General features: G+C 36.8%; 12 protein-coding genes. 9 read left to right on the forward strand and 3 right to left on the reverse strand.

Annotated features, from left to right (window positions below):
• The first annotated feature begins 67 nt into the window (after window positions 1–67).
• From BAMA_RS17810 to BAMA_RS17830, 5 genes are all read left to right on the forward strand, one after another.
• On the forward strand, window positions 68–556 hold the full coding sequence (locus BAMA_RS17810; protein ID WP_034641885.1) for a DUF2975 domain-containing protein: 489 nt from the start codon (window positions 68–70) through the stop codon (window positions 554–556).
• Between the two features lie 10 nt (window positions 557–566).
• Window positions 567–788: a helix-turn-helix domain-containing protein gene (locus BAMA_RS17815; protein ID WP_034641887.1), complete on the forward strand. Its 222-nt coding sequence runs from the start codon at window positions 567–569 to the stop codon at window positions 786–788.
• A gap of 99 nt (window positions 789–887) precedes the next feature.
• Window positions 888–1,682 carry a DUF817 domain-containing protein gene (locus BAMA_RS17820; protein WP_034641889.1) on the forward strand — a complete coding sequence of 265 codons (795 nt, stop codon included), beginning with the start codon at window positions 888–890 and terminating at the stop codon, window positions 1,680–1,682.
• Between the two features lie 257 nt (window positions 1,683–1,939).
• Window positions 1,940–3,358: a YfcC family protein gene (locus tag BAMA_RS17825; protein WP_034641891.1), complete on the forward strand. Its 1,419-nt coding sequence runs from the start codon at window positions 1,940–1,942 to the stop codon at window positions 3,356–3,358.
• Window positions 3,359–3,665: 307 nt separating this feature from the next.
• A complete protein-coding gene (locus BAMA_RS17830) occupies window positions 3,666–6,302 on the forward strand; it encodes a cation-translocating P-type ATPase (protein ID WP_034641892.1) in 2,637 nt (878 codons plus the stop codon).
• A 57-nt stretch (window positions 6,303–6,359) separates the two neighbouring features.
• Here BAMA_RS17830 and BAMA_RS17835 read toward each other — a convergent pair whose 3' ends face one another.
• The 3 genes from BAMA_RS17835 to BAMA_RS17845 all read right to left on the reverse strand — a co-directional run bounded on the left by BAMA_RS17835 (window position 6,360) and on the right by BAMA_RS17845 (window position 7,849).
• Window positions 6,360–6,638, reverse strand: a complete 279-nt coding sequence (locus tag BAMA_RS17835; protein ID WP_034641894.1) for a YesK family protein — start codon at window positions 6,636–6,638, stop codon at window positions 6,360–6,362.
• Between the two features lie 55 nt (window positions 6,639–6,693).
• Window positions 6,694–7,242, reverse strand: coding sequence for a GNAT family N-acetyltransferase (locus tag BAMA_RS17840; protein WP_034641896.1), 549 nt, complete (start codon window positions 7,240–7,242; stop codon window positions 6,694–6,696).
• Between the two features lie 100 nt (window positions 7,243–7,342).
• Window positions 7,343–7,849 carry a DUF3189 family protein gene (locus tag BAMA_RS17845; protein WP_034641898.1) on the reverse strand — a complete coding sequence of 169 codons (507 nt, stop codon included), beginning with the start codon at window positions 7,847–7,849 and terminating at the stop codon, window positions 7,343–7,345.
• A gap of 281 nt (window positions 7,850–8,130) precedes the next feature.
• On the opposite strand from BAMA_RS17845, the gene BAMA_RS17850 reads away from it, so the two are divergent.
• The 4 genes from BAMA_RS17850 to BAMA_RS17865 all read left to right on the forward strand — a co-directional run bounded on the left by BAMA_RS17850 (window position 8,131) and on the right by BAMA_RS17865 (window position 12,558).
• Window positions 8,131–9,330: an MFS transporter gene (locus tag BAMA_RS17850; protein ID WP_034641899.1), complete on the forward strand. Its 1,200-nt coding sequence runs from the start codon at window positions 8,131–8,133 to the stop codon at window positions 9,328–9,330.
• 119 nt (window positions 9,331–9,449) lie between these two features.
• The gene (locus BAMA_RS17855) at window positions 9,450–10,097 is read left to right on the forward strand and encodes a response regulator transcription factor (RefSeq protein ID WP_034641901.1); all 648 of its coding nucleotides are present in this window, start codon (window positions 9,450–9,452) and stop codon (window positions 10,095–10,097) included.
• On the forward strand, window positions 10,090–11,469 hold the full coding sequence (locus BAMA_RS17860; RefSeq protein ID WP_034641904.1) for a sensor histidine kinase: 1,380 nt from the start codon (window positions 10,090–10,092) through the stop codon (window positions 11,467–11,469). The genes BAMA_RS17855 and BAMA_RS17860 overlap by 8 nt, the downstream gene beginning before the upstream one ends.
• 111 nt (window positions 11,470–11,580) lie before the next feature.
• The gene (locus BAMA_RS17865; protein ID WP_034641906.1) at window positions 11,581–12,558 is read left to right on the forward strand and encodes a helix-turn-helix domain-containing protein; all 978 of its coding nucleotides are present in this window, start codon (window positions 11,581–11,583) and stop codon (window positions 12,556–12,558) included.
• Window positions 12,559–12,628: the final 70 nt, after the last annotated feature.

Consider the following 12,628-nt stretch of genomic DNA (forward strand, 5'->3'; position numbering starts at 1 on the left):
AATTTATTGTTTAACAATAAATTTTATGTTAAGTTCAAGTTGGAACTAAATAAGTGAGGTGTTTTTTATGAAACAAGGTTCAACACTCTTTTTAAAGATAGCTATTTTTATTATTGGAACTCCAGTTCTTGCTTTATGTATATTTGGATTGCCTGAGATGGCCGCTAGAGATGCAGCAGCGCACCCAGAGACTACTTACTTGCAGTATCCCTTTTTGATAGGTTCTTATATAACGGTAACACCGTTTTTCATTGCCTTGTATCAGGCTTTAAAACTTTTACGCTATATTGATCAGAACAAGGCCTTCTCGGAATTATCTGTTACAGCTTTGAAGTATATAAAATACTGTGCAATCACCATCAGTACCTTGATTGTAGTAGGAATAGTATGTGGAGTGATATTGATTGCAGGTAAAGATGAAGACATAACAGGTTTTATAAGCTTAGGATTCATACTCACTTTTGCTTCAATGGTAATTGCAGTATTTGCTGCTGTGCTTCAGAAACTGTTAAAAGAAGCAATTGATATAAAATCAGAAAATGACTTAACAGTCTGAGGTGATGAATATGGCGATCTTAATTCATATTGATGTGATGCTGGCTAAAAGGAAAATGAGCGTAACAGAACTTTCGGAGAAGGTTGGCATAACAATGGCTAACCTTTCCATAATGAAAAACGGAAAGGCAAAAGCAATTAGACTTTCCACTTTAGAAGCAATTTGTAAAGCATTAGAATGTCAACCTGGAGACATTTTAGAGTTCAAAATTGACGGAGACAATCAAGATTGAAAAAGTAGGAGTATTTAACATGAAAAGAAAGTTATTGGGCGGTGAACTTATGTGCATAGCCATAAATCTATTTACTGAAAATCTTTGGAGTTACAAATTATGAGAGCACTAAAACAACTTGTTCGTTTTGGGTGGATACAGGCTCTATCATGTTTGTTTCCTGTTGTTATCTTTGTCTCTTTGGCTGTTACAGAAATTATATCCCTTCCTTTTCTGCCACGGTATGACTGGCTACTTATCATCTGTCTCCTAATGCAGTGGTGGATGGTGCGTTCTGGGCTTGAAACGCGGGATGAACTAAAGGTTATCACATTGTTTCACATTATTGGACTTGCTCTTGAACTTTTTAAGGTACATATGGGCTCTTGGTCTTATCCAGAGGAAGGGTATTTCAAAATTTTTGGAGTGCCTTTGTATAGCGGATTCATGTATGCAAGTGTAGCGAGTTACCTTTGTCAGGCGTGGAGGATGCTGAAGGTTGAACTGGTTAATTGGCCACCGTTTTTAGTAGTTGTAACGCTTGCAGCTGCAATTTATTTGAACTTTTTCACCCACCATTATTGGATTGACATTCGTTGGTGGCTATCTGGACTTGTTATTATCGTCTTTTGGCAATCATGGGTTACATATGAAGTGGGTGGAACTCGTTATCGTATGCCACTCACACTTTCTTTTGTACTCATCGGATTTTTTATATGGATAGCTGAAAATATCGCAACGTTCTTTGGGGCCTGGGAATATCCAAACCAAACTGATGCGTGGAGTCTTGTTCATCTTGGAAAGGTGAGCTCATGGCTCTTATTAGTGATTGTTAGCTTTCTTATAGTTACGACGTTAAAGCAGGTTAAGGGGAAACACTCTACTGGGGTAGATACTGCTAATAATCATTTTTGAGATTCTGCTGTATAAATGATTTTAAAATTCATATTTATTAAATCGTCTGTTAGAGGAATATATAATTCCAATAGGCGATTTTTTATATGTCAAATAAACATGTTTTTATTTGACTGAAAAGTCAGATTATTATATATTGTGTTAAATGATTATAACTACCAATAATTGTGAAAAGGAGGTGTTTATTACATGTTTTGAGTTTTGTAAATTATTTGTGTGGATTGAGTTGTGAAGACTATTGAAAATGAGGTGACGGAATGGAAACGGAAAAGAATACTGTACCTGTTGAGAAAAAGGCATGGATAAAAGTACCGCATACATATACGCTCATCATGATCATTATTATAATCGCCGGGCTTGCATCATATGTCATTCCTGCCGGGGAATTTGAACGTGTAGAGGATAAAGAATCTGGGAGAATACTTGTTGTAGACGGTAGTTATCATACAATTGAGAGCGATCCAGTAAGTTTGTTTGATATATTTCGTTCCATTCCACTAGGATTAGAAAAGGGAGCCCCTATTATTTTTTATATTTTTCTTGTAAGTGGCGTATTTGGAATTATTCAAGCTACAGGGGCGATTGAAGCTGGTATACATAAAGGGGTACGCTCGCTTGAAGGAAAAGAGAAATTATTAATCCCGGCTAGCATGATGCTGTTTTCCATTGGAGGTTTTACGATGGGGATGGCAGAAGAAACTATTATTTTCGTACCAATTGGTATTGCAATAGCTAGGGCAATGGGATTTGATGCAGTTACTGGAACAGCAATGATTACGCTCGGTACGGCTAGTGGTTTCTTTGGTGGTATGATGAATCCATTTACAGTAGGAGTTGCACAATCGTTAGCGGAAGTACCTTTATTTTCAGGTATTGGTTTTCGCTTTGTAGTGTATTTTTTCGTACTAGGTTTTGCGATTTGGTATGTGAATCGTTATGCATGGAAAGTAAAGCGAAATCCTGAAAAGAGTGTCATTTATGATATTGAGCAGCAAAAGAAAAATATAACACCTTTAACTGAATTTCCACATTTAACTGTTCGGCATAAATTTGTTTTTTGCGTGATGGTCTGTGGTTTATCTTTTAATATTTATGGCGTTTTTAAGTGGGGATGGTTTTTAACAGAACTAACAGCATCTTTTTTAATTATGGGTATCCTTTGTGGGTTAGTTGGTGGTTTGAAGCTAGGAAAAGTATTTGATTCGTTTATTGATGGCGCGAAGGCTGTTACATTTGGAGCACTAATTGTAGGATTTGCAAGGGCAATTACAGTTGTTTTAGAAGAAGGAAAAATTATAGATTCATTAGTTTATATTATGACTTCCGGAATTAGCCATTTGCCGGAATCATTAAATGTCGTCGGGATGTTTTTCATTCAAGCACTTTTAAATTTATTTATTTCATCGGGAAGTGGACAAGCTGCGGCGACAATGCCAATTATGGTGCCAATTACTGATATTTTAGGATTAGAAAGACAAATCGCTGTACTGGCTTTCCAATACGGAGACTCTGTTACAAACTCTATTATTCCAACATCCTCTGCTTTAATGGGATACCTTGCTGTTGCTGGAATTCCATATGAACGATGGGTGAAATTTATTTGGAAATTAATTGTTGGCTGGGCAGTTGTTGCTTGTATTGCATTAGTTGTTGCTGTGGCTATTGGTGTTTCTTAAATAAGAAAACTTGGATTTCAAACGATATACTCATTAAAAGGTGCAATGCATGTTGCGGTAGAGTACCTTGTGAATCGAATGAAATAGTCAAGCATGCTAGAAAATAACAAGAATTGAAGTTGGATGCAATCACCTCCCAAGGGGGGTGTTTTTTTATAGGTACTTCACAAATCATTTCTACAACTGTCACAAAAAAGTACTATCATTTTACTGGCGTATGACATAGTAAAAATGACACAATATACATATAAGGTGAAAGTCCACTGCAAATAGAAGGTAGAAAATCCAACGAACAAGGAGACTTGAAATGGAATTTTATCAGAGTAGGACAGAAGACGTACTAGAAGCAATTCATACGACAGAAAATGGTTTATCGAATGAGGAAGTGAAATCTCGCCTTGGGCGAGATGGTTATAATGAGATTACGGATAAAGAAAAAGTGCCAACATGGAAGTTGTTTTTAGAAACATTTAAAGATCCAATGGTAATTGTTCTTCTTGCTGCGGCGGGGGTACAAATTTTAATTGGTGAAGTTGTGGAGTCCGTCATTATCTTTCTTGTATTACTTCTTAATTCAGTGATTAGTGTAGTGCAAACAAGGAAGGCCGAAAGCTCTTTAGAAGCATTAAGAGACATGTCTGCTCCAGAAGCAAAAGTCATTCGAGATGGGGTGAAACAAACAATCCCAGCAAAAGAGCTTGTACAAGGCGATATTGTTTTTTTAGAAGCAGGAGATTATGTTCCTGCTGATGGACGTGTCACTGAGAGTGGCTCTTTGAAAGCAAATGAAGGGATGTTAACGGGTGAATCTGAAGCAGTTGAAAAGAATACAGATGCAATTGAAGGAGAAGCTGCACTCGGAGACCGCCGCAATATGGTCTTTAGTAGTTCGTTAGTTGTTTACGGCCGTGGTACATTTGTTGTGACAGGTACTGGTGAGAAAACTGAAGTTGGTAAAATTGCTCATATGCTCTCAACAGCAGAGCAAAAAGATACACCGCTTCAGCGAAAGTTAAGCGATTTTAGTAAGAAGCTTGGTATCGGTATTTTATTACTTTGTATTGCTATTTTTGCGGTGCAAGCGGCGCGCATATGGTTTGGTGGTACAGATGCAGATATGACAACTGCTTTAGTGAATGCATTAATGTTTTCTGTAGCAGTAGCGGTTGCCGCAATACCAGAAGCATTGCAGTCAATTGTAACCATTGTATTGTCTGTTGGGACAAATAAAATGGCGAAGCAACATGCGATTATTCGTAAGTTACCTGCTGTTGAAACGTTAGGGTCAACAAGCATTATTTGTACAGATAAAACGGGTACATTGACGCAAAATAAAATGACTGTTACTGATCATTTTTTGCCGGTTCATAAAGCGGAGAGGTTGCCTAATAACTTAGAAGAGTGGGATGAATCAGAGCGTTTGCTTGTTCGAATTGCTGCGCTTTGTAACGATTCCTATATAAATGAAGATGGAAAAGAAGTTGGAGATCCAACAGAAGTAGCGTTAATTAACTTTGCAAATAAGCATGCTCACGAATACGAAGAACTACGTGCAACGTATAAACGGGAAGCGGAGTTACCATTTGATTCTGATCGTAAGCTCATGTCTACGGTACATACGATAGATGGACAGAAAATGATGTTAACAAAAGGTGGACCGGATGTCATGTTTAGCCGTGCTAGCTACGTGTTAGTAAACGGTGAGGAACAACTAATGACTGACGACTTGCTCGAACGATTTGAGGGAGCAAATGAAGAGTTTTCAAATCAAGCTTTACGCGTGTTGGCCTATGGGTATAAGAGGGTATCAGGGAACGCACATATTACGCATGACGATGAGCATGACCTTGTGCTAGTTGGCTTAACAGCAATGATGGATCCACCAAGAGAAGCAGTGTACAGTGCAATAGAGGAATCGAAAAAGGCTGGTATACGTACGATTATGATTACTGGTGATCATAAAACGACTGCGCAGGCTATTGGCCGGGACATCGGACTTATGGACGAAGATGATATTGCGGTTACTGGTAAAGAGTTAGATGCGATGTCTGAAGAAGAGTTAGAGAAAGTGTTAGATAAAATTTCTGTATATGCTCGTGTATCACCTGAAAATAAAATTCGAATTGTACGAGCTTGGCAAAAACGAGATGCTGTCACAGCGATGACTGGAGACGGTGTGAACGATGCCCCAGCGTTAAAACAAGCGGATATCGGTATTGCGATGGGAAGTGGTACCGACGTTGCGAAAGACTCTGCTGCTATGATTTTAACAGATGATAACTTCGTTTCGATTGTAAATGCTGTTCAAGTTGGTAGAACAGTATTTGATAACATTAAGAAAGCGATTAGTTATTTATTTGCTGGAAATTTAGGGGCGATTATTGCCATACTGTATGCAGTTATGTTTAATTTACCGAACCCGTTCACGGCGTTGCAACTGTTATTTATTAATCTTGTCAACGATTCGCTACCTGCGATTGCGTTAGGTGTCGAGAAACCAGAACCGGATGTTATGAAACGAAAACCACGTTCGGTTGATGAAGGTATTTTTGCAGGCGGAACGATGAGAACAGTGTTAACACGTGGTATTTTAATTGGAATTGCTGTAATCATTTCCTTTTATATTGGTCTATCCCAATCAGATGAAATGGGCGTAGCAATGGCATTTACGACATTAATATTATCACGAACACTACAAACTTTTGCTGCTCGTTCTAATACGCAAACTGTGTTTGGATTAGGATTCTTTAGCAACAAATATGTTGTCGGTGCGGTTGCACTTGGTTTTGTATTGTATGGTATTACCGTTTTACCATTTGCCCGTGATGTGTTTAACATTCCGGCAGCATTTGGCTTAGCGGATTGGTTCATTGCAGCAGCGCTGGCATTAGGGGCTGTTATTGTAATGGAGATTGTAAAAGTGATACAAAATCCGAAGCGTTAACTTCAAAAGGTGTTTTCCATGAGGAAAACACCTTTTTGTATGTGAGAGTAGCTTCGTTCATCTTCGTGTAATAAATTTAATTAGCGCATCTATAATCATCGCTAAAAGCGTTCCGCAAAAAGCAAAAGCAGCGATAAACCCAACGCCCATACCTGTCCAGCCACCTATGAGAAAAAAACTGGCCAATACTGTGAGGATGCTTAATAGAAGAAGTGAGACTCCAACTACGTGTTCATAATTTTTGCCAGGGAAAAAGGTTCTTATCATTGCAAAGATGAACAGGATAAAAAGTGTAGTGACTATGAATATGATTATCATGCTTGCAGATTCACTCATACATTCTCCTCCTTTTTTACTCTATAAATATTTTAAGGGAAGCGCTCTTATTCTTCTAATATAAATATCCCATAAGATCGAGCTCTCCGCCTTGCCAATCCATATTTCCAACCTTCTTAATCATGAGTTCGTCTATTTGTTCGGTTCCAATAGCAAAAGATGTTAACTGCTCGTCATCTACTTTTAGCCATTTGCATGTGTTGCGAGGTGACCAAAAACCATGTTTCTCATAAAGTCTCTTATTGTCGGCAAACAGAAGTGAAAAGTCAATGTTGCGTTCAATTGCAAATTGCTCTATTTCTTTGAGTAAAGCTGAACCTATATGATTTGAGCGATACTCTTGCTTTACGCATAAATCAATAATTCCAAGAACTTTCACGGGCGTTGTACCATTTAAGTTCATTATGCGATAGTCTAAGCCGACTTGTCCGATTATGTTGTTCACTTCGTCAAGGGCAATAAAACGGAAGTGAGGGATTTGTTTAAAAAAGCTTCTATTTTTAGGGTAGTCTGGTGAAAAGCAGTCTGCTAGTAGTGTACATAACTCATGATGTCTGCTTGCCTTTATATCATAATCAAAAATTTTTTTAATTTTTAAGTGCAAATTTTGTTACCTCCTTTTCTGCTTACTCGATATATTCGTCTTTTGTAAGTAACAACCCTTGGTCAGATGGAAAAGGACAAAATAAAAAGCTCAAGCAACATTACTTGAACTCCTCATTCTCTAATATAACTAATTGTGCATCTGTCGATTTTCCCTTTTCTTTTGTATGTTGTACAAGCCTCATAATGTTGTTGCAGCATTGTTTAGCACCTAACACGAGTAGCGGTACACCGATAAAATCAATCTTTAATCGTCTAGAAAATAATCCGCCGATTGTCATTGCAAATGGGACGGTTGGAGATGTGTTGGAGAATACAACCTTTTCATGAAAGTGATGTTGATTTTGTAATAGAGCGATTAAGTTTTGCATCACCTTTCTAGCATTTTTTGAAGCGCCACAACCTACTGTATAAACGTGGTTTCCATCTTCATCAATACCACGAAAAATTAAGTTCCCCATATCAGCAGTTGTTAATTGATTGAAATATGGTACAGCTAATATTTCTTCTTTTGTCAGCGTACGATTTGTAGGCAGTTGATTAAAATGATATGCAGCGGCAAGAGAAGTTGTATGTGTTCCACCGAAATCGTTGTATATGTAAATCACGGTATCATCCTTTACTGTATTTGTGTTTATCCCGTATTAAAGGCCTGATTGATCAGGCTAACACTCAATGGGAGATGAAGAAAAGCCCCGCTGAGTGAAGTTTCACTTTATTATCACCGTTCATTTGTATGTTCAGTCCAAGCATATAGAATCTTTTTGGATTATTTCTCACTTTTTTGGAGTTGTTCATTCCTCTTCATATTTATTTAAATGAAAGAGTAAAGTGATGATGGAAATGATGTTCATGAACTACATAAAGAATCTATGAAGGAGGAAGAAACGTGGATCCAAAGCGAGTGATTTTCTATTCAATGATTATTTGTTATAGCGGATTTGGTGTGATCAATCCATTACTTGCACCACTCATTCGTGAAGTTGGTCTAGATGAAAGGCATGCGGGGTGGATGGTTTCAATTGCGGCACTTGTTTTGTTAGTAGCTGCGCCAGTATGGGGAAGATTAAGCGATCGACATGGCCGGAAAAATATTATATTAATTGGCTTTTTAGGGTTTTCGTTTAGTTTAGCGTTATTTGCTTCTATATCGTGGATTGGGATGGAACAACGTATCAATGTAACAATAATTTTCTTGTTACTTATGCTTTCGCGTATTTTATTTGGATTCTTTTTCCCGGCTATGATTTCTTCTTCACAAGCATTAATGGCGGATTTAACGGATATACAGGAACGTTCTGCTGGAATGGGAATGATTGGGGCGGCAACAGGAATTGGTTTTATTATGGGACCAGCAATGGGAGCGATATTGTCAGGAGTTCATCTTGTGTTTCCGATTTTTATCTCTTCTGTACTTGCGTTACTTGCAATGTTTTTTGTCTATAAAAAAATTCCGAAATTGAAACCAAACATACGTGATAAAAAGACAAAAATTGATTTTCGCAGAGCAGGCCTTAGGCCATATTTAATCGTATGCATCAGTGTAATGAGTATTTTTATGACGCTTCAAATTGTAGGTGGATTTTATGTGCAAGATACATTTGGATTAAGTACAACAGAAACAGCGATTTGGCTTGGCGTTTGTTTGTTTATTGTTGGGTTTATGATGGCGCTTGTACAAATGACGTTTGTGCAAAAGCGTCAATTTATGCCACTTACATTATTAAGAATTGGACTACCGTTATTTATTATTGGTCTTCTCTCTCTCATTTTTATTAACCATTTAGCAGGATTTGCATTTGCTTATATGGCTATTGGAGCGGGGAGTGGTTTTGTGATACCTGGTTATACGGCAGGTATTTCAATTGCGGCAGGAAAAGAAGCACAAGGTGAAGCGGGTGGATTAACTGCAGCAGCTTCTGGAATCGCATCACTTATCGTTCCAATTGCAAGTACGTCGCTATATAGAATGGAGGCATTGTTACCTTTTTATATCGGTGCAGTCATTATTGTATTGCTTCTCCTATACGTGTGGAGTGGGCATAAAGGATTGATTTTAGAAGAAATAGAGCTACAAGCAGTAAAATAAACAAAATGAAAGAGCACTGCGTTATGTGGTGCTCTTTTTGTAAAGAAATAGGTTATGTCAAATGAATGTAACAAAAAAGGAGTATGCTAATAAGTAGCAAAGAGTGATGGAGGAGCGGTATGAAAGTATTAATTGCAGATGATGAACTAGATATGTTGAAAATTTTAAAGGCATACTTTGAGAAGGAAGGCTTTCAAGTATATATTGCAAAAGATGGTGCAGAAGCACTAGAGGTGTTCTACCGAGAACGAATCGATTTGGCTGTTTTAGATTGGATGATGCCAAAAGTAAATGGAATTCGCGTTTGTCAGGAGATGAAACAACAAGCAGATATAAAAGTGTTAATGTTAACAGCGAAAAGTGAACATGAGGATGAATTGGCTGCACTACAAAGCGGGGCGGATGAATATATAAAAAAGCCATTTCATCCAGGGATTTTATTAACGAGAGCGAAAAAGCTTCTTCATCAAGAAGATGTGATTGAAGTACAAGACTTGAAAATAAAGATGGTAAAAAACAAAGTATATAAAGGTGAACGAGAGTTAGATATGACAAAGACGGAACTAGATCTTCTAAAATGTTTCTTACATCATAAGGGAACGATTTTGACACGGGAGAAGCTATTAAATATGGTGTGGGGATTTGATTATTTTGGAGATGAGCGTACAGTGGATACGCATATTAGAAGGTTAAGAAGAAAAATAGGTGAAGATATTATTAAAACACATCGAGGATTAGGATATAGCTTGGAGGATAGACGTGAATAAACTTGGTAAAAAATTATTTATTAGTATTTCTATTACAATTGTTTTTATTTTTACGATTTCGTTGTTAGGAACAAATTATTTTTTACCGAAGTATATGATTTATAAAACCCGGGAGAAGGTACAAAGTGTTACAGAGCAGCTCCAGGTGATATCGATAGAAGAACTGGACGACTTTATTGATGAAGTGGAAAAAGAAGAGCATGTCACGATTGTATATACGTCGATTAAAAGTACAGAAGAAGCAATTAACGAATCATTACGGTCACAACTTACTAAAAAAAGAGTTACATTAAATCGCCTATGGATTACAGAAGACGAGATAATGAAGGTGAGAGATAAAGGAAAGACGAATAAGTTGTACGATCAAGAAAAATTAAAAGCGAGCTTTTTTGCGAATTATACTGTAAAAGGTGATTTATTAATTTTAACAGGTATTTCTATTGCACAATCTCATGAGATTATTGAGATGTTAAATACGTTTAATGCATATATATTTGGACTCTCTATGTTGCTCGTTATCATCATTGTTTGGATATTATCAAAGGCGATTACTACACCTTTAAAGGAATTAAGCGAGGTTGCTGAAGATATTTCGAACTTGCATTTCAAAAGGACAGATGTGAAAACAAATGATGAGATTGGTGATTTGGCACAAAGTATTAATCGTATGAGTGCCACTTTACATGATGTACATCAAGACTTAATAGATCGAAATGCTCATTTAAAACGATTTATGGGCGATATTACTCACGAACTTAAGACACCTATTGCACTTGTGAAAGCTTATGCGATGGGAATACAAGATGGATTAGATGATGGAACGTATGTAGATACAATTATTAAGCAAACAGACCAACTTTCAAATTTAATCGAAGAGTTACTGTGTTTCTCAAAGATGGAAAGAGATCGTTTACAGAAAGAAGAGTTTGAACTGGTTCCGCTTATTCAGCGAGTAATAGGTAAATATAAAATTGAGCTGCACTCTAAAGGGATCATGCTGAAAGAGCAGTATCCTAAACATCCAGTTCTTATCACTGCTGACGCAGCGAAAATGGAAATGGTGTTTAACAACTTAATTTCTAATGCGATGAAGTATACAAATAATAATCAGATTGAAGTGTGGATTGAAGATTGTGGGGGTGAAGTACGATTTACTATTCAAAATGGTATAAATGAAGTATCAGAAGAAGACATCATGAAGTTATGGGAGCCGTTTTTTGTATTAGAGTCCTCTCGTAGTAAAGAAGTATCTGGAACAGGATTGGGATTAGCGATTGTGAAAAGTATTTTAGAGAGGCATAGCTTTCAGTATGGTGTTTCTAAAGTGGAAAATGATATTCGTTTTTATGTGTATATGAAAAAGAGTTTGTAATTCCTTTTTAGCATCTAAAAAGGAATTTTTTACGTATTGTAGGAAATGAGTGAAAAGCACGGAAGAATTATAATATAATTGATAATAATTATCAATTAAGGGGTGACTGAGGTGTACGATAGTCTTTTAAAGAGTCACTATGAAGGATTAAAGAAACAATATATGCACAAAGTTGGGGATACTTGGCTTGGAGAAAGGTATGAGGTTTGTCCGAATTATGGAAGTGGATCTGTCCTGCATATTATAATTGAGCCAGGTGTTGAACTTGTTATTTTTCAAGACTGTACATCAAAGAGAATGCAATCGGATACGTTTAGTTATGAGCAAAACATGATTGAAATTACATGTATTACAGCAGGATGGGCGAAAATGAGGTTTTCCACTGAAGAAGATTTTGTAACGGTTCATAAAGGAACATTATTGTATTTTGATTGGTCAAACCCTTGGGCTTATTATGAAGGAGAAAGTGAAGGGTTTTCGGGTATTTCTGTTTATTTCAATATAGATGTACTGAAAGAAAATTTAAATGTTCAAAGCTCTTTTGTTATTGAAGAGAAATGGTCGCAGCTTTCAACATTGATGTTTAAGAAAGACGATCCTCTTTATATTGTCCGGAGTTCGCCGATACATGGAATCATTGCACGCCAATTGATGAATGGCTTACATGAAGAAATGACAGATTATTTATCTCTCAAATCAAAAGTGCTTGAATTTTTATCGTACTGTATGAAGGAAGAGCTCGGAGGAGTAAATATACAAGGTAAACAATTTGAGAAACTCATAGAAATAAAAGAGAAAATTGATTGTGATATTACAGAGCCACTTCAAGTGAAGCAGTTAGTACATATATATGACATTCCTATTTTAGAGTTACAAGAAGGATTTAAACAGTTGGTAGGCTGTACCGTTTATCAATACATTAAGAAGAAAAGGCTAAAGAAGGCAGCGCAATTATTGCAAACAACAGATGATTCCATTACGAAAATTGCAAATGAAGTTGGTTATAGCAATCCGAGTAAGTTTACGAGTGCTTTTAAAGCGATGATGTTTGAAACACCTTTGCAGTATAGGAAGAAATATAAGAATTGAAAAATATCTAGTTCTCTATAAAGGGGACTGGATATTTTTTGGATTGATTTCTATTTTTTTAGAGTGGTAA

The organism is Bacillus manliponensis, from assembly GCF_000712595.1.
In the GTDB taxonomy this organism is placed as follows: Bacteria; Bacillota; Bacilli; order Bacillales; family Bacillaceae_G; genus Bacillus_A; species Bacillus_A manliponensis.